This is a genomic window from Pseudomonas sp. VI4.1, from assembly GCF_002029345.1.
In the GTDB taxonomy this organism is placed as follows: Bacteria; Pseudomonadota; Gammaproteobacteria; order Pseudomonadales; family Pseudomonadaceae; genus Aquipseudomonas.
The window spans coordinates 21,061-39,942 of sequence record NZ_MULM01000125.1 but is presented as its reverse complement, the minus strand read 5'-3'; the positions used below and the strand labels follow the sequence as shown (position 1 = coordinate 39,942).

The window sequence follows — 18,882 nt, the reverse complement described above, 5'->3', positions numbered from 1 at the left end:
ATCAGTTCACCATTACTTCGCAGGTCCAGAGCCGCGACGGCTGGCTACTGCATCCACTCAATGAGGCGCTGCGCAATGGCCAAGACGGCAAGTTGCGCAGCATTCCGATCCGTTTGCTGTTCAACGAACCTGAGCTGAATTTCCGCGCTGATTACACCTTATTCGATCGACAAACCGGGCGACCGGTGTGTGTCGGTAACGGCGAGGCCTGCAAACGCATCGGCAAGGATGGCGTTCAATCGCTGCCCTGCCCTTCGCCCGATGCCTGCCCACTGGCCAAGGGCAACGCCTGCAAGCCCTACGGACGGATGAACGTGGTGATCGGCGACGAGGATGCCCTGGGCAGCTTCGTGTTTCGCACCACGGGCTTCAACAGCATCCGCACGCTGATAGCCCGGCTGCAGTACTTCCGGGCCATTTCAGGTGATCGTCTGGCCTGCCTGCCACTGGAGCTGCGTTTACGTGGCAAATCCACCCGGCAGAGCCATGGCACGCCGATCTTCTACGTCGATCTGACACTGCGCAGCGGTATGGCCGTGGAGCAAGCGTTGCTCACTGCGCGTGAATTGGATGAGGCGCGTCAGGCGGCGGGCTTTGATCAAGCCGCGTTGGATGCCACCGCACGAATCGGTCTGGGCAACGGCATCTTCGAGGACGACGGCGAGGACAGCAGCGCCATTGCTGAAGAGTTCTTTCCGGACGGTCAGCCCGCCGCGTCGAAACCCGACAGCACCGTTCACACCCAGTCACTCGCCGAGAAGCTCGAAGCCCAATCCCAACAGCTCGAACCGTCAGCCTAACCAAGGGCAGGCCGAATCGGCTCGCCATCCGGAGACACACCATGAAATTTCACAAGCTCAAGGCCGGTGAAGTCGCCGGCAGTTACCTGGTGGATTCACCCGTCAGCGAAACCGACATCCTGCGTATGGCCCAGCAGTTGGCCACTCACCGACTCAGTAAGGGCCGCGCACTGACTGATCCACACAAAGTCAGGGAGCACCTGCAGGTGTTGCTGCAGGATCTGCCACACGAAGTCTTCGCGGTGTTGTTGCTCGACAGCAAACACCGCGTGATCAGTTTCGAGGAGCTGTTTCGCGGCACCCTTGATGCGGCCAGCGTGTATCCGCGCGAAGTGGTCAAGACCGTGCTCGCTCAAAACGCCGCTGCGGTGATCCTAGTGCACAACCACCCTTCCGGTGATCCCTCTCCCAGTCAGACAGATCTGCGTCTAACGCAGACACTGAAGAACGCCTTGGCCATGGTCGGCACCACAACACTGGATCATTTCATCGTCGGCCACGAGGGAATCACTTCTCTCGCTGAACTAGGCCATCTGTAGCGACGCACCGCTGCGCCGTTCTCACCCTATCCCTTTCCGATAACGGGACGGCTTGCCGTCTCAGGAGCGACCTATGTCCACACGTTGCTTGATCTGCGATTCGCCCGCCGTCGTTTCGGCTGATGCAGTCAAAGCAGTTGTCTTGCTCATCAGCACACTGCACGGTTTTCTGCGAGCCGCGCGCCAACTTCAACCTGCAGATGCCTCTTCAGGCGATACGACCAGTATGGAAAACGTATTCACCCTGCTCGCCAATGGCGTGAAAGCGTCAGAACAGAAATGGACTGAAAACCAGACCTTTCTGAAAGACGTGCAACACTTTCAGTTCAGGCAGTACGGCTGCTTGTGTCTACGCTGCGGCGCACTGTTCGATGAAAATGCCGAAGCCTGAAACCAGCGCGCTCAACCCTTGCCGAGCCGCTGGCTCAAACGCTCGACCAGTTCAAGGACGAGCTGGCGATCATCAGCACTCAGTTGATTGAGCATCTGGCTGATACGCACTGCCTGGTCCTCGGAACGCGTGCTTGTCTGCGTCAACAGATCCGCTGCTTCACAAGCAAAAATCTCCGCGAATTGCATCAGTCGCTCGATGTTGGGCATCACCACACCACGTTCGATGCGTGATACCGCCTCGCTACCAATCCCCAACTGCTCAGCGACTTGCTCCTGGCTCAGCCCAGCACGTATTCGCTGCTTGGCAATCGCCTTACCTACCAGTTGAGTCAGGTTCGTTTGTTCAGATGTAGGCATGAAACCTCCAGGTCAACCTGAATGGTCGAGTGCCATCCTCTTGACATGAAGGTCTTCAAAGGTTGTTATCCACCCTTAAAGGTAGAAATCCATCCAATAAAGTGGTTCCTACTTCAGCAGCCACACGCATGCAGAGTATCGAAGCTATGACACAGCTGACGTTCGACGACCTGGCCACCGCCAAACTTCCTCAACTCATCAGCAGCAAGGGGTCCTTCGAGGTCGTAGGCCTCGGCGGCAAGTTGCTCGAAGCCGTTCGCCTGGTAGAAAACAAGATTGAGGTCACGGGGATGACCTGTCGTGTCTACACGGTAGGCCGCGTTGGCTTAGCAGCTAGCAGCTTCGCAGGCGGTGTCACAGGCGCTCTTGGCCTGCTGTCAGCCACCGGGATCGCGATGCACAACCTCATGACATTCAATCCAGATTACGAAATCGAAAAGTACCCGACCTTCAACAGAATCGTCGTTCGCTACAAGAAAAAGAAGAAGTAACCGCCAATACGGAAAATCACCTCATGCCCACACCTGGGCAACGACCACCACACGAAAGGACTTCGATCATGATCATGACCGGAAAGACCGCCCTGTATCTCGGCGCTGCTGCTGCGCTCTCAACTACCGCTGCTGTTGGCTACTTTGCTATGGGCCAAGACGGCCAAGGCCTTTATGTAGAAGGAGAAAATGTCTATGTCTGCCCGACGGTGCTCGACAAGAATCGTTTCTTCGATTGCCGCATAGCTGGTGAACGCACTCCGCGGTTCAAGCAGCTACCGTTTATTGATACTGAAACCGGTGAACGCTTCCTGAAAACAGTCCATGCCTACTTCCCTGTGAACTTTGGCCAGTATGGCTGCGCTGTCCTCAACAACTGGGATGGCTTCAAGCAAGGGACGCTGGTCGGGCAAGGCGTCTACGGAAGGTACCTAATGGACTCAGGTTGGTACCTGGATTTCGACAGTAGCGGAAAAACCACGGCTTACCGCAGCGATGTAGGCCCTCAGCAAGGCCATGCTCTCTATACAAAGAGCAGCTCCAACCATGTGTCAGGCTATGGCACCGAGGCTTGCTCTGATGCCATGGTCACGGAAATCCAAGAGGAAAACCCAAATTTCCCGATCAGCTTCGACATGATGAATGAGATGCGGGCCGAGTGCGGCCTGCATGTCGAGGACTAAACTAAATATAACGCTTCATCTAAAAAGTGCCTCCTGCCACAGAGGGGCACTTTGCGTTTGAGCGGCGAAAGAGAGCAGTAGCTCTTTCTGCCTATCAACCCGCTCTGGGATTCAAATCAAACTCTTTAACGAACACTCTCATACTAGCGCCTGACCTTGCTTGCCGGCTCGCCACCAATGCCGAAGTGATTCTTCGGCATTTCGGTAATGAGCACACGCACCCGCTCGAGGGGTGCATCCAGCGAGTTCGCCATGGCTTCGCTGACTTGGCGGATCAAGGTTTCCTTCTGCTCGTCGGTACGACCTTCGATGATGTAAAGCTGAGCAATCGGCATTGCAGTACTCCTAGTCGACAATGGCCGGCGCGCACGCCGGCCACACAGGGTTAGATGAAGCGCGCACTCACCGAGCAAAGGCCCTGATAGCGCACCGTGATGTTGTCGCCCGGTGCCACCGGTACCGCAGCGGTGATGCCGCCAGTCATGATGAAGCTGCCCGCGGGGATATGCTCACCACGCTCGGCCAGCAGATTGGCCAACATCGCCACGCTGGAAGCCGGATGGCCAAGCACTGCCGCACCGGCGCCGAGTTCTACCACTTCGCCGTTCTTTTCCATCACCACGCCGAGTGTGCGCAGATCCAGATCCGCCACGTTGGCCATCTGCCCACCGGTGATGAAACGGGTCGACGATGCGTTGTCGGCCACCACGCTGATCAGGTCGAACTTGAAGTTCTCATAACGTGAGTCGATCACTTCGACTGTCGGAATCACGAAGTCGGTAGCCGCCAGCACCTGGCCGATATGGCAGCCAGGGCCGTGCAATGGAGCCTTGGTGACGAAGCTGATTTCTGCCTCGATCTTCGGATGGATCAGCTTCGAGGTATCCACCACACCGCCATCCGGCACGCTGAAGTAGTCGACAAGGAAGCCGTAGATCGGTGTTTCCACGCCCATCTGCGCCATTTTGGCCCAGGACGTCAGGCCCATCTTCAGACCGACCACCTTGTTACCACGGGCTTCCTTGCGCCGACGGATTTCCCACTGCACGTCGTAGGCGTCGGCAAAGGTCATATCCGGGTAATCGTTGGTCACCTTGGGGATGTCATGCACATCGAGTTCGGCATTTTCGATGTGTTCGGCCAGGGCCAGCACCTGGTCACGGGTCAGAGTGCGGTTCATGCGCGGTTCTCCTTGTGGGCCGCCAACAGGTCGAGGGCGACGTCCACGATCATGTCTTCCTGGCCGCCGACCATGCGCCGGTGTCCCAGTTCGACGAGAATGTCGAGGGTTTTCAGGTTGTATTTGGCGGCCGCGATCTCGGCGTGACGCAGGAAGCTGGAATAGACACCGGCATATCCGAGGCCGAGGGTCTCGCGGTCGACCCGCACCGGGCGATCCTGCAACGGGCGGACGATGTCGTCGGCGGCATCCATCAGGGTGTAGAGGTCGGTGCCATGGTTCCAGCCCAACCGTTCTGCAACGGCGATGAACACTTCCAGTGGTGCGTTGCCGGCACCGGCGCCCATGCCGGCCAGGCTGGCGTCGACACGGTCGCAGCCTTCTTCCACGGCAACAATAGAGTTGGCTACGCCAAGGCTGAGGTTGTGGTGCGCGTGCATACCGACCTGCGTTTCGGGCTTGAGCACGGCCTTGAACGCGCGCATGCGATCACGAATGTCGTTCATGCTCATCGCCCCACCGGAGTCGGCCATGTAGATGCAGGTGGCGCCGTAGCTCTCCATCAACTTGCCTTGCTCGGCCAGTTTCTCGGCCGGGATCATGTGGCTCATCATCAGGAAGCCGACGGTATCCATGCCAAGGTTGCGGGCGTACTCGATGTGCTGCTTCGAGACGTCGGCTTCGGTGCAATGGGTGGCGACACGCACCACTCGGGCGCCAGCCTGATAGGCGTTCTTCAGGTCATGCACGCTGCCGATCCCCGGCAGCAGCAAGGTGGCAATTTGGGCGTGGCTGATCTCACCGGCCACCGCCTCGATGTACTCCAGGTCAGTGTGCCGTCCGAAGCCATAGTTGAAAGACGAGCCCTGCAAACCATCGCCGTGAGCGACTTCGATGCTGTCGACTTTCGCCTTGTCCAGCGCACGGGCGATGGCACGTACGTCGTCCAGGGTGTACTGGTGGCGAATGGCATGGCTGCCGTCACGCAGGGTTACGTCGGAGATATAGAGTTTCTTGCTCGGATTGAACGTCATGGTGCAGCTCCTCAGGCGTTCAACATCGACTGCGCCATACGCTCGGCGGTAGCCAGCGCGGCGGAGGTCATGATGTCGAGGTTGCCGGCGTAGGCCGGCAGGTAATGGGCGGCGCCTTCGACTTCGAGGAACACCGAGGTCTTCAACCCGCTGAACCGGCCGAGACCGGGGATGTTCAGCGGCGCGGACTCGGGGATCACGTCGAACTGCACCTGCTGCTTCAGGCGATAGCCGGGCACGTAGGCCTGCACCGCCTGAACCATTTCCGCCACCGAGGCCGCGACGGCGGCCTGATCGGCGGCGGCGGACAGCACATACACGGTGTCGCGCATGATCAGCGGCGGCTCAGCCGGGTTCATGATGATGATCGCCTTGCCCTTGGCCGCACCACCGATCACTTCGATGGCTTTGCTGGTGGTCTCGGTGAACTCGTCGATGTTGGCGCGGGTGCCGGGTCCGGCCGACTTGCTGCTGATCGAGGCGACGATCTCGGCGTAATGGACCTTGGCCACACGGGAGACCGCGGCGACCATCGGGATGGTCGCCTGGCCGCCGCAGGTAACCATGTTGACGTTGAGCTTGCCGAGGTGCTCCTCCAGATTGACCACCGGCACGCAGTACGGGCCGATGGCCGCCGGGGTCAGGTCGATCAGGCGGATGCCAGGTTTGGCCTGGCGCAGCAGCGCCTCGTTCTGCACGTGGGCACTGGCCGAGGTGGCGTCGAAGACGAAATCGATGTCGGCGAATTCGGGCAGCTTGATCAGCCCTTCGACGCCGGCATAGGTGGTCGTCACGCCCATGCGCTGGGCGCGGGCCAGGCCGTCGGAGGCGGCGTCGATGCCGACCATGGCGCCCATTTCCAGGTACTTGGCGTTGCGCAGCACCTTGATCATCAGGTCGGTGCCGATATTGCCCGAACCGATGATCGCGACTTTGAGTTTCTGGTTCATCTGCAAGCCTCCAATTTAGGTGAAGCGCACGGAGGCGCTGCCGATACCGCCGATGTCGACGCGCATCACGTCGCCGGCCTTGACCGGCTCCAACGGCACCAGCGAGCCGGACAGGATCACCTCGCCGGCTTTCAGCGCGATGCCGAAACGGCCCAGGGTGTTGGCCAGCCAGGCCACGCAGTTGACCGGCGAACCGAGCGCCGCGGCGCCGGCCCCGGTGCTGATGATGTGGCCGTTCTTTTCCACCACCATGCCGCAGGTGACCAGGTCGACCTGGCGCGGCGATACCGCCTGGTCGCCGAGCACGAACAAGCCACAGGAGGCGTTGTCCGCCACGGTGTCCTGGATCTTGATTTTCCAGTCGCGGATGCGCGAATCGACGATCTCGAAACAGGGCATCACGCACTCGGTGGCGGCCAGTACGTCGGCGTTGGTCACGCCGGGGCCGATCAGGTCCTTCTTGAGGATGAAGGCAACCTCGCCCTCGGCCTTGGGCTGCATCAGCAACTGGCTGATCGGCATCGCCTCGCCGCTGTTGAACACCATGCGGTCGGTCAGGTAACCGAAGTCCGGCTGGTGTACGTTGAGCATGTTCTGCACTGCCTTGCTGGTGACACCGATCTTCTTGCCGATCACCTTCTCGCCGGCGGCCAGTCGGCGTTCGAGCATGCGCAGGGAGATGTGGTAGGCATCGTCGACGGAAATATCCAGGCCACGCTCGGTCAGCGGGCTGACCGCCTCGCGATTGACCATTGCCTGGTACAGCTCGTCGCCGAGCTCGTTGATCAAAATCTTGTCCATTTTCGTCTCTCTCAGGAAATGGCAGCGGCGTCCGCCTCGGCGAGGAAATCCCCGACCAGGCTAGCGAAACGTGCGGCGTGTTCGATTTGCGTCCAGTGGCCGCATTGGCCGAACACGTGCAGTTGCGCACGGGCGATCCAGTCGGCCAGGGTCAGCGAGGTTTGCAGCGGGATGATCTGGTCCTCGCGGCCATGGATCACCAGGGTTTCGTGAGGCAAGGCGCGGATCGCCGCCTCGGCGCTGGCCAGGCCGTCGACCCAGCGCTGGCGCGGCGCCGGGAACATCGCCGCGAAGGATTCGTGGAAGCCTGGACGGATGCTGGCCTGGTAGCGCAACTCGGCCAGTTCGTCGTTCACCAGATTGCGGTCGAAGGCGAAGATGTCCAGCAGACGGCGCATCTCGGCGAACGAGGGGTTGTAGCCCCAGACCGCGTCGAGGCCCTCGGTGATCGGGAAGCTGACCCCGGCGCTGCCCATCAGCACCAACCGGCGCACGCGCTCGGGATGGCGGATGGCCAACGCCAGGGCTATGCCGCCACCGAAGGAGTTGCCAACCAGGTCGGCCTGTTCAATCTCCAGCGCATCGAGCACGCCGACCGCGTGATCGACCCAGACATCACGGTTGTACTGCGCATCGGCCGGGCGCTCGCTGTAGCCGAAGCCGAGCATGTCCGGAGCTATCACCCGGCGGCTCTTGGCCAGCTCTGGCATCACCAGGCGCCAGTTGGCCCAGGCGGTCACGCCGGGGCCGGAGCCGTGGATCATCATCAGCGGGAAGCCTGCGCCGCTGTCATGCAGGTTGGTGCGAATGCCGGCGGCGATAATCTCGCGGCCGATTTCCGGGCTGTTCTGGGGTGCATTCATGGCTGCCTCACAACTTCACGCAGATGTTTTTCAGTTCGGTGTAGAACTCCAGCGAGTGCACACCCCCTTCCCGGCCTATACCCGACTGCTTGCTGCCGCCGAAGGCGGTACGCAGATCGCGCAGGAACCAGCTGTTAACCCAGACGATGCCGGCCTCCAGTTGCCCGGCGACGCGGTGCGCGCGCGAGGTGTTCTCGGTCCAGATGGTCGCCGCCAGGCCATAGGGCAGGCTATTGGCCAACTCGACGGCTTCTTCCTCGCGGTCGAACGGGCGGATATGGCAGCAGGGGCCGAAGATTTCCTCGGTGACCACCGCGGCACCGTCGGCCAAGCCGGTCCAGATGGTCGGTTGCACCCAGGCGCCGCCAGCCAGTTCGGCCGGCATCTCGGGCACGCCGCCGCCGGTGACCACTGTGGCGCCCTCATCAACCGCCTTCTGGTAATAGGAGAGGACCTTCTCGCGGTGCTGCAGGCTGATCAACGGGCCGAAGTTGGCCTGCGGGTCATCCGGCGTACCTATCACCAGGCTCTCGGCGCCGGCCTTGAGGCGGGCGACAAACTCATCGAAGATCGGCCGCTCGACATACAGGCGCTCGGTGCCCAGGCAGACCTGGCCGCCGTTGGCGAACACCGACCGCATGCTGCCTTCGATGGCCTTGTCCAGGTCGCAGTCGGCGAAGACGATGCCGGCGTTCTTGCCGCCCAGTTCGAAGGACACCGGCCGCACACCCTTGGCCGCCGCGCGCATGATCGCCTCGCCGGTGCGGGTTTCGCCGGTGAAGGTGATGGCGTTGACGTCCGGGTGCTCGGTGAGGAAGGCGCCGGCCGAATCCGGGCCGAAGCCATGCACCACGTTGTACACCCCAGCCGGCACGCCGGCCGCCTGCATCACCTCGCCGAGCAGCGCGGTAGTCAGTGGGGTTTCCTCCGAGGGCTTGACCACCACCGTGTTGCCGCAGGCCAGGGCCGGGCCGACCTTCCAGGTCATCAGCAGTAGCGGCAGGTTCCACGGGCTGATCACCCCGATCACCCCCTTGGGGCGGCGCACCGCGTAGTTGATCGCGCCACTACCATCCGGCGTGGCCATCTCGAAGGCTTCGGTGGCGACGTTCTTCAGTAGGTCGGCGAAGACCTTGAAGTTGGCCGCACCGCGCGGGATGTCGATATGGCTGGCGAGCGACTTGGGCTTGCCGGTATCCAGGCATTCCGCTTCGAGGAACTCGTCGAAACGTGCGGTGATGCCGTCGGCCACGCGGTGCAGGATCTCCGCCCGCTCGCTCACGCTCATCTTGCCCCAGGGGCCTTTCAGCGCGGCGCGTGCGGCCTGCACCGCTGCGTCGACTTCGGCGCGACCAGCTTCGTGAACACGGGCAATCACCTGGCCATTAGCGGGGTTGACGTCCTCGAAGGTGCGGCCGCTGGCCGAGCCGACGAAGGCGCCGTTAATGAAGTGCTTGATCTCTTTCATCTATGCAATCTCTGCAAAAGGTCAGACAGGCTGGTTTCAGGTCAGCACGGTCAGGAAGCGTTCGTTGAGCACACGGTCGTGGTAGAAGATCGCCTTGCCCAGATCCTTGGCCAGCCAGGTCACGGGTTTGTGGTCCTGGTAGTTGTAATCGCCGCCACAGAACACCTCGTTGCGGTTGCCCGAAGGGTCGAAGAAGTAGATGGTCTTGCCGTGAGTCAGGCCGTGGCGGGTCGGGCCTATGTCGATAGAGGTATCGGTCATGGAGATCAGGTCGGCTGCGCGCAGCACGTCCTCCCAGGTTTCCAGGAAGAACGACACATGGTGGAACTTGCCCTTCTCCGGGCAATGGATGAAGGCCACGTCGTGCGCCTTGGTCGACAGGCTGAGGAACTGCGCGATGCGCGTGCCGTTGTCGTCGATCACCTGCTCGGCCAGGTAGAAACCGAGCACCTCAGTGAACAGTTCGTAGGTCGCCTGCAGCTCGTCGCCATACATCAGGCAGTGGTCGAAACGCACGGCGCGCATGCCCTTTAAATCGCGCGGCCAGGCCTCGGGGTTGATCTCCTCGACCCCCCATTTACCGGTGTATTGCTTGTCCGCATAGAGCTCGAAGAAGTGCCCGGACGGTGCCCGGAAGCGCACCCGTCGGCCACACCCCTTGAGTTCGCCGGCGGCGATACTCTCGACCAGACAGCCATAGTTGAGCAGGTCCTCGGTGAGGCGGTTCAGGCAGTCCTCGTCGAGCACCTTGAAGGCCATGAAATCCATGCCCGGCTGGTCGGCCTCACGCAGCACCACGGAAAATTTGTCCACCTCGCTCCAGGCCTTCAGATAGACGCGGCCCTGCTCGTCGCGGTCCATCTCGATCAGGCCGAGCAGGTCGCGGTAATGCGTTAGCGCAGCCTCCAGGTTCAACACGCGAAGCTGGACGTGGCCCGGGCGCATAACTCCTTTTTTCATCACGACACCTCTTAATGTTTCTTGTTGTCAGGGATTGCTTCGCACTTGGCGAAGGGATTCGATGTACAGATCAGCGCGTGGATACAGTTGACAGGCCAAGGCCAGGCCCTGCTGCGCGGCCTCCGGTGGAACCTGACTGCAGCTCATCCTGCCGCACTGGTAGTCGCCGCTGAGCACGCGCACCTTGCACAACCCACAGCCACCACCACGGCAACCGACCGGCACGCAACGCTTGCCCTGCTCCTCCATGGCCCGCAGGACCGACTGATCCGGGCGGCAGGTAAAGGACTGGCCGCTGTTGGTTTCGTGCACCTGAAACGGGGGGCTGCTCATGACGCACCTCAGATGCGCTTGAACAAGGCCGAACGGGTGCTGTCCTCAGCCCCATCGGCGGCGGTGAAGAAGCGCTCCATAAAGATGTCCCGCTCGAACAGCCGACCCTGCATCAGGGTGGTGATGGCCGCGTCGATCATCGGCGGCGGACCGCAGAGATAGGCCTTGTGGCCACTGAAACGACCGTCGAAGTGGGCCTTGGCGGCGTCGTGGACAAAGCCTTTGAAGCCCTGCCACTCCGGGTCGTCGTGGGCCTGGTTGAGTGCCGGCACGTAGCTGAAGTTGGAGTGGCGCGCGGCCAGTTCCTCAAACAGCTCGCGGTTGTAAAGCTCGGCGCGGTTGCGCGCGCCCTGGAACAGGGTGATCTGCCGCGTGTCGCCCTGCGCCAGCAGGTCGAAGATCATCGACTGCGGGCTGGACAGACCGGAGCCGCCGGCGATGAAAATCAGGTCGCCGGCCTGGGAGCCACGGACGAAGAACTGCCCGTAGGGCCCGGACAGCTCAACCGCATCGCCGACCTTGAGCTGCCGGTGGATGAAGCTGGTGGCCGCGCCGCCCTCGACCAGGCGGATATGCAACTCCACCTCGTCGGCCTGGCTCGGCGGGTTGGCCAGGGAGAAGGCGCGTGATCCTTCAACGCCCGGCAGGGTCAGGTTGATGTATTGCCCGGCCTGGAAGGTCATCGGCCGATCGAGCTTGATGTGCACACCCTTGATGGTCGGCGACAGGTCGACCAGGGCGCTGACCACCCCGCGGTAGTCCTCGACTTGATGGCCGGCGAAATCCGGATCGACGTCGATATCCGCCTCTATCACCATATCGCTCATGGGCATGGCGCAGCAGGCCAGGACCTTGCCCTCGTCACGCTCCATGTCCATCAGGGCAAAGGGTGAGGCGGCGCCGTGGTCGGCCTCGCCTTCGACTACCTGCACCTTGCAGGTCGCGCAGGTACCATGGCCGCAGGCGAATGGCAGCCAGACGCCCTGGCGCAAGGCCGCTTGCAGGATGGTCTGGCCCTCCTCGACCTCGATGATTTCACCGGTAGGCTCGATGGTGACGTTGTAAGTCATGACACACCTCTCAGCTGCAGGAACCCTGGATGCCGTTCAGGCCCGGGGTGTTCAGACGCAGCATGCTTTTGTGGTCGATGCCGTTGGCTTCCAGGCTGGCGGCGTAGTCCGGGGTGAACGGCTGGTCGTTCAGCTGCCAGAGCGCCTGGCTGAAATCGATCTTCGCGCTGTCCGGATGGGCGTGGATCGCGGGCTTGAGCACCTGCTCGAGGAACTCGGCAAAGGGCATGCCGGGGGCTACCAAGAACGCGAGCGCGGAGCAGTACATCAGGTGCTCTTCCCAGTAGAGGTAGAGCAGTTGCATGCCGTTGAAGTTGGCCTGCACATCCCGTGGCGTGGCGGTGTATTCGCCGATTGAGTTGACAGTCATGATCGAACCCTCTTGTTCTTGGAATGGCTCAGGGGCGGTGCTTCACCCCTGAGCGGCTGGCGCTGCCTCAGGCGGCGTCCAGGCTCTTGTCCGCCGGGGCGGCAGTTGGTGGGGTCTGACCTTTCAGGGCCAGCCAGCGCTGGTGCTCGGGCGAGCCCAGGTACTCCAAATTGTCCACGCCGCTTTTGATGTGGTAGTACTTCTGCACCACCGTCTCGACATCCCCGCCTTCGCAGTTGCCCTGGTAGATCTGGTGCACCGGCAGCCAGGCCTGGATGTACTTCACCGGCTCGTTCTTGAAGATGTCGCAGCAGCCATCCGAGCAGAAGTGATAGCGCTCCCCCTCGTGCACCAGGCTGCGCAGGCTGAGCTTGGTCGGATCGTCCGGCTCGGTGAAAATCGCCGGTACCTGGCACACCTGGCAGAGGTGCGGCAGGGTGTCGTTGTAGAAGCGCTCACCCTTGGCCTGCTGCTCACGCCAGAACTCGAAGCGCGGGCGGTAGTATTTGTCGAAGGTGTCCGGGTATTTCTCCGACAGCCAGTTCAGTTCCTCGTCGCCGGGTATCCAGGTATGGAAGTTGGTGGCCTTGCTGTATTGATAGAAGGCCCCCCACACCTGGTGGGTGATGTGCTCCTTGCCGATGGTGGTCTGCTCGACGTATTTCGGCGGCCGGATGCCATAGCGCTCCAGATCCTTGAACAGCGCGCCACCGGCCTGCTCGAAGTAGACCCCCCAGGCCTCAGACCAGGACATCACTTTGTTCGGCAGCATGTAGTCCATCATCATGCCGATCAGGGTCAGCAGGCGGTAACCGCGCCAGAACCACTTATCGATCAGCGCTGGATGATGGGCACGTTGTCTTCATGCTGTTCGAGCATGAACTTGATCACTTCCAGACCCAGGGTCATGTGCCGCGCCTCGTCCGACTGCGCGGAGAAACCGAAGGTGACCGTGGCCATATCGCCGTTGTAGGCGGCACCGGACATGAAGGGTACGAACAACAGGTTGGTCAGCACGTACTCGAAGGAGAACGAGACGGCGGTGAGGAACTCGAACGGACCGGCGGTCCGCGCATCGTCCATAAAGGACTTGGGTACCGAGAGGAACCAGACCCGGTCGTACATGTGGGCGAAGTCATGCAAACCATCGAAGTGCTTGTTGTAATGGCTCATGGCGTGGACTTGCGTCTGCACATGGCGCAGCTCGTCGATCGCCTGCATCTGACAGGCGACCCGCGCACCGGCGCCACTGAACTGCCGGCCAACCCGCGAGAAGCCCTGGAAGGCCTGGTATTCCAGCGGTGAAACGCCGGTGAGGAACAGCTTCAGGGCGTTGACGTAGCGCGCATCGGAAATGTTCTGATGACCATTGTTCTGGGCAAAGGCGTCGAAGATCGCGTAGAGCTTCTTCTCTTTCTCCGCCTGGTATTTCCAGTAGCTGTCCATGGTCAGGCGGAAGGGGTCTTCCCACTTGTCCCAGTCGGTGATCTTGATGCCTTCGAAGTGCTCCAGGGGGAACACATCTTCTTTCTTCTGGTAGCTCGGCTCCCAGCCCAGGTCGCGGGTCAAATAACGGTATTTGTCTTTCAGGTTGAGGCGTTTCTTATTGGTCGTCATGAGCGTGTCTCCTAGTTCTTCCACTCGAGGACGAAGCGGTCATCGTCCTCGTCGATGTTGCCGCCGATGGTGATTACGTCCACCAGCATTTCCTGGACGTCCCAGGCGCGGCCGAGGTTCTCTTCCACGGTTTCCCTGCGGATCTCCAGGCGCTTCTCGGCCTCGATACGGATCATCGCCGGGTGGTGCTGGACGACGGCGTGGGGGTTGTCCTGGATGATCGCTTCCACCAGGTAACGCGCGTTGTCGTTATCCTGGAAGGCGATGTAGACGAGTGATGACATGCTTTATTCCTCGCGGCTTTTCAGGCCGATTTTCTGCAGGCGAGTAGCGAAGGCGCTGCGGACTTCATCCAGCGCGGCGATACCGGTGGCTTCCTCGGCCAGGGGCAACAATGCCTCGTAGGCACGCGGCTCCCAGACCTCCAGCCAGGCCTGCACCTGCTCACGGTTAGCGTCATTTTCGGCAAGCACGGTCTTGAACATGGCGTCGACCCAGCGCGTGCTTTCGCCGTACCAGTCGCGCATGAACTCGGTGAGCATGGCCACATCGCTGCCACCGTTCTCTGTGAGCCATTGGTCGAAGCGCTGGTACATCAGCGGCTGCAGCAAGCCGTCGAGCACCAGGTTCTGCGCCAGGCCCAACTCGAACCAGTCGCGGATCACGAAGCTGTCTTCGACGTAGCGACGCAGGCCCTGCCAGATCGGGTCGTCGAGCCAATAGGCCTTGGCTTGATCCAACGCCTCGCCGGTGCCGCCATCGAGCAGCAGGCCGATGCGCGAGAGGTACTGGCCCATGCCCAGGCGGTCCATCGCCTGGTAGATGTGCATCTGGGTCACGGTGGCGGCGATGCTGTCGCCGGCGATGCTGCTGTTATTCATGTTGGCGCCCAGCTCGGCATGCCGCAGCGGCACCAAGCAGCGCAGCAGCTTGGCCTGCAACTCGGCCGGCAGACGGCTCAGCAGCTCACGCTTTTCGCAGAAGCCATAGGCGTGTTCGGTGGCTTCCTGCATCCGCGCGCGGGTCTGCACATAGGCGCCGTAGTAGAATTGGCGGGGGTCGGTGACCTTGTGCCAATCGGTCATGCGGATCGCCGTGCGGGTCGGATCGTGCAGCTCGTGCTGCGGGTCCCACAGCGGGCGATAGTGAAAGTTGGTGACCGCTTCGATGTCGTAGCTGGCTTCCTGATAACGGCTAGCCGGCTTGTCGCCGAAGCGCCGTTGCAGGTTGCCGTAGGTCTGGCGGATCGGATCCACCGTATTGGTCTTTATCTCTACGCTCATATCAACCGTACCCTCTTGTTGTTGGATGCCCATCTGCCTGTCGGCAGGGTTCTCAGCCCGGGTCTTTCGGCAAGCGGCGACCGACATCGCCGAAGCGCCACTTGACCATGTCGTCGTCCACCGCCTTGGCCATCGCTTCGTCCATTGCCACCACGCGGTTGTGCTGGCAAAACTTCACGAAGGCGTCTTGCGGCAGCACCAACTCGACGAACAACTCAGGGTGGCCAAGGGCAAAATCGAACTCGACGAACTTGGCTTCTGGTTCGCTGCGCACACGGATGTAACGAGTGAACTGATCGAAAGTCGGTGTGGGGGTATTGGTCACGGCCATCTCCAGGTTGGCGGATTGCGCAGGACATAAAGCAACAGCTGTGCCAAGGTCTGAAAACCGACTTCAAGGTATTGTTTTTCAATGTGTTTCTAATTTTTAGAATGATCGGAGCGAGCGAAATTAAGCCGCGCTTGCGCAGACTTTTTAAGCATTTGATCAATTGCCCAAGGCCGTTTGAGCAAATGCTCATGGCGCAGCTGAACGCTGATCTCTAGTACTAAAGTCACTGCCGTCGATTGATAATTTGGTTGACTTTTGCCAGATACTGAGGCCGGCTATGGGGAGCTGGCGCAGGTGAAAAAACTGCCGATTTTCCCTATGACCCCATCTGGAATCGCCGCCTGCCTTGCGCTATAGCGGCGACCCTGATTTCCCCATCTAAAAATAAATAGGGGCCTCGCTTACATGCAGATCAAGTACAAGCCTGAAATCCAGCACTCCGATTTCAAGGACCTGACCAACCTGATCCACTTCCAGAGCACGGAAGGCAAGATCTGGCTTGGCGAACAACGCATGCTGTTGCTGCAGGTTTCAGCAATGGCCAGCCTTCGCCGGGAAATGGTCAATACCCTGGGCATCGAACGCGCCAAGGGCTTCTTCCTGCGCCAGGGTTACCAGTCCGGCCTGAAGGATGCCGAACTGGCCAGGAAGCTTAGACCGAATGCCAGCGAAGTCGGCATGTTCCTCGCTGGGCCGCAGCTGCATTCACTCAAGGGCCTGGTCAAGGCCCGCCCCACCGAGGTGGACATCGACAAGGAAAGCGGCCGCTTCTACGTCGAGGTCGAGTGGATCGACTCTTTCGAAGTGGAAATCAGCCAGAGCGAACTCGGGCCGATGGACGAGCCAGTCTGCTGGATGCTGCTCGGCTACGCCTGCAGCTATTCCTCCGCCTTCATAGGTCGGGAAATCATCTTCAAGGAAATCAGCTGCCGCGGCTGTGGCGGCGACAAGTGCCGGGTCATCGGCAAGCCCTCCGAGGAATGGGAAGACGCCGAGGCCTTCAAGCAGTACTTCAAGAGCGACCCGATCATCGAGGAGTTGTACGAGCTGCAATCACAGGTGGCCTCGCTGCGTACCAGCCTGCACAAGCAGGAAGGACAGTATTACGGTATCGGCCAGTCATCGGCCTACCAGCATGTACGGCAGATGATGGACAAGGCCGCGCAGGGCAAGGTCTCGGTGCTTTTGCTCGGTGAAACCGGGGTCGGCAAGGAGGTGATCGCCCGCAGCGTGCACTTGCGCAGCAAGCGCGCCAACGAGCCCTTCGTGGCGGTCAACTGTGCAGCGATTCCGCCTGACCTGATCGAGTCCGAGCTGTTCGGCGTGGAAAAGGGTGCCTTTACCGGTGCCACCCAGTCACGCATGGGCCGTTTCGAGCGGGCCAACCAGGGCACCATCTTCCTCGATGAGGTGATCGAGCTCAGTCCTCGTGCCCAGGCGACCTTGCTGCGGGTGCTGCAGGAGGGCGAGCTGGAGCGGGTCGGCGACAACCGCACGCGGCAAATCGACGTGCGGGTCATCGCCGCGACCCACGAGGACCTGGCCCAGGCGGTCAAGGCCGGGCGTTTCCGGGCCGACCTCTACTACCGGCTGAACGTGTTCCCGGTGGCGATCCCGGCGCTGCGCGAACGCCGCGAGGACATCCCGCTGCTGACGGAGCATTTCATCAAGCGCTTCCACGAGGAGTACGGCAAGAAGACCCTGGGCCTCTCCGACAAGGCGATGCAGGCCTGCATGCACTACAGCTGGCCGGGCAATATCCGCGAGCTGGAAAACGTCATCGAACGCGGCATCATCCTCACCGAGCACAACGAGAGCATCAGCGTGCAGGCGCTGTTCCCGCAGTTGCCAGAGGGCAGCCAGGGCAACAGTGATCGGGTCTCGGCCGAAGGCATGCTGGTCCATCCGCAAGGCGATGCCGGCGGCTGGGTGCCACAGGTCCTGGCCAGCGGGCTCAGCCTCGACGAGATCGAAGAGACCCTGATGCGTGAAGCCATGCAACAGGCCAATCAGAATGTCTCCGGGGCCGCTCGTTTACTGGGTCTGACGCGTCCCGCGCTGGCTTATCGGCTCAAGAAAATCGGAGTGGATATCTGAGCCTTTCCAGGCGTTTGATCAAATGAATAAACGCCTGGAAGATTTGATTATTTGCTGAACCCAGCCTGTCCGGACGGAGCGCCCTGCTCCGTCGCAACACCCCGCCCGCACTATTAGAAAACCTTTTCTATCAATCAGTTGAAATAATTTAACGGTCACCACTAGCGGCCTGGCACAGGCGTTGCTCAAGCGTTATCAACCGCTTCAGACAACAACAATCACAAGTGGTGACACGTGATGAACGATAAACGCCTGTCTTACGGCCGCCGGCCGTTTGCTCTGAATGGCCGAGCACGATCGACGCTCTGCACACTTCTACTGCCTTGCGCACTCGTCGGCTGCGAAGCCGACCTCAATCTGGCCGGGGTCGCCAAAGAAGCCGCCCAAGCCAGCCATCGAACCGACTTCTATCAGGCCATGGCCAGCACCCCCCAGGCCACCCTGCTGGCCGGCAACAGCGGGGTCATGCTAGTCAGCCGTGACCAGGGTCAAAGCTGGTCGCGCCAGGTCATTGCCGACGGCCGCAGCCTGATCGACCTGGATGCCTGTGCGGATGGCAGCTTTATCGCCCTCAGCTTCGACAACCACCTCTGGCACAGCAGCGATCTCGGCCTGACCTGGAGCGAGTTCGTTCTGCCTACCGAGGAACAGATGCTGACCGCAGCCTGCGCGCCGAATGGCAGTTGGTGGGTGGCTGGCGGCCTGACCACCCTACTCGGCAGCCATGACCAGGGCGCCAACTGGACGGAAAACAGCCTGGGCGAGGACGCCATGCTGACCAACCTGCAGTTCATCGATGACGAGCATGCGGTGGCCACCGGCGAGTTCGGTTTGCTCTTCGCCAGCCAGGACGGCGGCGCCCACTGGCAGCTGGCCGGCACCCTGCCGGACGAGTTCTACCCGCACGCCAGCTACTTCCGCAGCCCCGAGGAGGGCTGGGTCGGTGGCCTCAACGGCTTCATCTACCACACCACGGATGCCGGGCAGAGCTGGCAACGCCAGAGCACGCCGAGCAGCGCACCGATCTTCGGCTTTCTAGCGAGCGACAACGGCCTGTTCGCCGTCGGCGACCACAGCAGCGTGCTGCAACTGGCCGGGGAACAGTGGCAAACGCTGCCGACGCCCGATGCGCCGGTCTACTTGCGCGCCATCACCGCGGATACCGCGCAACGCCTGATCGTTGCCGGTGGCCGCGGCCTGCTGCTGACCCTCGACACCGCGCCCAGCGCTATGCCCGCCGTTGCGACCACGACCGACTGAGA

The 18,882-nt window shown here is 61.2% G+C and carries 22 protein-coding genes and 1 pseudogene; 7 read left to right on the top strand and 16 right to left on the bottom strand.

Annotated elements, in window-relative coordinates:
* From BZ163_RS08805 to BZ163_RS08795, 3 genes are all read left to right on the top strand, one after another.
* Window positions 1-800 (top strand): hypothetical protein (locus tag BZ163_RS08805; RefSeq protein WP_256578970.1); only part of this gene is annotated, 800 nt, incomplete at its 5' end.
* A 41-nt stretch (window positions 801-841) separates the two neighbouring features.
* Window positions 842-1,339: a DNA repair protein RadC gene (gene radC / locus BZ163_RS08800; protein ID WP_033044429.1), complete on the top strand. Its 498-nt coding sequence runs from the start codon at window positions 842-844 to the stop codon at window positions 1,337-1,339.
* 73 nt (window positions 1,340-1,412) lie between these two features.
* On the top strand, window positions 1,413-1,730 hold the full coding sequence (locus BZ163_RS08795) for a hypothetical protein (protein ID WP_033044431.1): 318 nt from the start codon (window positions 1,413-1,415) through the stop codon (window positions 1,728-1,730).
* Window positions 1,731-1,741: 11 nt separating this feature from the next.
* On the opposite strand, the gene BZ163_RS08790 is transcribed toward BZ163_RS08795, so the two are convergent.
* Window positions 1,742-2,089, bottom strand: coding sequence for a helix-turn-helix domain-containing protein (locus tag BZ163_RS08790; protein ID WP_033044433.1), 348 nt, complete (start codon window positions 2,087-2,089; stop codon window positions 1,742-1,744).
* Window positions 2,090-2,217: 128 nt separating this feature from the next.
* Here BZ163_RS08790 and BZ163_RS08785 point away from each other — a divergent pair, with 128 nt between their 5' ends.
* Window positions 2,218-2,580, top strand: a complete 363-nt coding sequence (locus BZ163_RS08785) for a hypothetical protein (protein WP_223271197.1) — start codon at window positions 2,218-2,220, stop codon at window positions 2,578-2,580.
* Window positions 2,581-2,648: 68 nt separating this feature from the next.
* Window positions 2,649-3,263 carry a hypothetical protein gene (locus tag BZ163_RS08780; RefSeq protein WP_050511643.1) on the top strand — a complete coding sequence of 205 codons (615 nt, stop codon included), beginning with the start codon at window positions 2,649-2,651 and terminating at the stop codon, window positions 3,261-3,263.
* Between the two features lie 143 nt (window positions 3,264-3,406).
* Here BZ163_RS08780 and BZ163_RS08775 read toward each other — a convergent pair whose 3' ends face one another.
* From BZ163_RS08775 to dmpK, 15 genes and pseudogenes are all read right to left on the bottom strand, one after another.
* A complete protein-coding gene (locus BZ163_RS08775; protein ID WP_256245983.1) occupies window positions 3,407-3,619 on the bottom strand; it encodes a 2-hydroxymuconate tautomerase in 213 nt (70 codons plus the stop codon).
* Window positions 3,620-3,648: 29 nt separating this feature from the next.
* Window positions 3,649-4,443 (bottom strand): 2-oxo-3-hexenedioate decarboxylase, encoded by a 795-nt coding sequence (gene dmpH, locus BZ163_RS08770; protein WP_032488427.1) that lies wholly within the window; start codon window positions 4,441-4,443, stop codon window positions 3,649-3,651.
* Window positions 4,440-5,477: a 4-hydroxy-2-oxovalerate aldolase gene (gene dmpG, locus BZ163_RS08765; protein ID WP_017849278.1), complete on the bottom strand. Its 1,038-nt coding sequence runs from the start codon at window positions 5,475-5,477 to the stop codon at window positions 4,440-4,442. The genes dmpH and dmpG overlap by 4 nt, the downstream gene beginning before the upstream one ends.
* A gap of 11 nt (window positions 5,478-5,488) precedes the next feature.
* On the bottom strand, window positions 5,489-6,427 hold the full coding sequence (locus BZ163_RS08760) for an acetaldehyde dehydrogenase (acetylating) (RefSeq protein WP_032488426.1): 939 nt from the start codon (window positions 6,425-6,427) through the stop codon (window positions 5,489-5,491).
* 15 nt (window positions 6,428-6,442) lie between these two features.
* A complete protein-coding gene (gene dmpE / locus BZ163_RS08755) occupies window positions 6,443-7,228 on the bottom strand; it encodes a 2-oxopent-4-enoate hydratase (protein ID WP_032488425.1) in 786 nt (261 codons plus the stop codon).
* Window positions 7,229-7,239: 11 nt separating this feature from the next.
* Entirely contained in the window at window positions 7,240-8,091 is an 852-nt protein-coding gene (locus tag BZ163_RS08750; protein WP_033045117.1) for an alpha/beta fold hydrolase, read from the bottom strand.
* Window positions 8,092-8,098: 7 nt separating this feature from the next.
* Window positions 8,099-9,559 carry a 2-hydroxymuconic semialdehyde dehydrogenase gene (locus tag BZ163_RS08745; protein WP_033045116.1) on the bottom strand — a complete coding sequence of 487 codons (1,461 nt, stop codon included), beginning with the start codon at window positions 9,557-9,559 and terminating at the stop codon, window positions 8,099-8,101.
* Window positions 9,560-9,595: 36 nt separating this feature from the next.
* Window positions 9,596-10,519 carry a catechol 2,3-dioxygenase gene (locus BZ163_RS08740; protein WP_033045115.1) on the bottom strand — a complete coding sequence of 308 codons (924 nt, stop codon included), beginning with the start codon at window positions 10,517-10,519 and terminating at the stop codon, window positions 9,596-9,598.
* Window positions 10,520-10,546: 27 nt separating this feature from the next.
* Window positions 10,547-10,852, bottom strand: coding sequence for a 2Fe-2S iron-sulfur cluster binding domain-containing protein (locus BZ163_RS08735; protein WP_050511658.1), 306 nt, complete (start codon window positions 10,850-10,852; stop codon window positions 10,547-10,549).
* Between the two features lie 8 nt (window positions 10,853-10,860).
* A complete protein-coding gene (gene dmpP / locus BZ163_RS08730) occupies window positions 10,861-11,922 on the bottom strand; it encodes a phenol 2-monooxygenase reductase component DmpP (protein WP_033045114.1) in 1,062 nt (353 codons plus the stop codon).
* A 10-nt stretch (window positions 11,923-11,932) separates the two neighbouring features.
* On the bottom strand, window positions 11,933-12,292 hold the full coding sequence (gene dmpO, locus BZ163_RS08725) for a phenol 2-monooxygenase oxygenase component DmpO (RefSeq protein WP_033045113.1): 360 nt from the start codon (window positions 12,290-12,292) through the stop codon (window positions 11,933-11,935).
* Window positions 12,293-12,359: 67 nt separating this feature from the next.
* Window positions 12,360-13,909, bottom strand: a pseudogene (gene dmpN / locus BZ163_RS08720) (phenol 2-monooxygenase oxygenase component DmpN).
* An 11-nt stretch (window positions 13,910-13,920) separates the two neighbouring features.
* On the bottom strand, window positions 13,921-14,193 hold the full coding sequence (dmpM, locus tag BZ163_RS08715; protein WP_033045108.1) for a phenol 2-monooxygenase stimulatory component DmpM: 273 nt from the start codon (window positions 14,191-14,193) through the stop codon (window positions 13,921-13,923).
* Between the two features lie 3 nt (window positions 14,194-14,196).
* Window positions 14,197-15,192: a phenol 2-monooxygenase oxygenase component DmpL gene (dmpL, locus tag BZ163_RS08710; protein ID WP_023086561.1), complete on the bottom strand. Its 996-nt coding sequence runs from the start codon at window positions 15,190-15,192 to the stop codon at window positions 14,197-14,199.
* 52 nt (window positions 15,193-15,244) lie between these two features.
* Window positions 15,245-15,523, bottom strand: a complete 279-nt coding sequence (gene dmpK, locus BZ163_RS08705; protein ID WP_050511657.1) for a phenol 2-monooxygenase auxiliary component DmpK — start codon at window positions 15,521-15,523, stop codon at window positions 15,245-15,247.
* A 405-nt stretch (window positions 15,524-15,928) separates the two neighbouring features.
* Here dmpK and BZ163_RS08700 point away from each other — a divergent pair, with 405 nt between their 5' ends.
* A complete protein-coding gene (locus tag BZ163_RS08700) occupies window positions 15,929-17,620 on the top strand; it encodes a sigma-54-dependent Fis family transcriptional regulator (RefSeq protein ID WP_033045105.1) in 1,692 nt (563 codons plus the stop codon).
* Window positions 17,621-17,857: 237 nt separating this feature from the next.
* Complete coding sequence (locus tag BZ163_RS08695) at window positions 17,858-18,880, top strand: YCF48-related protein (RefSeq protein WP_202807832.1); 1,023 nt, start codon at window positions 17,858-17,860, stop codon at window positions 18,878-18,880.
* Window positions 18,881-18,882: the final 2 nt, after the last annotated feature.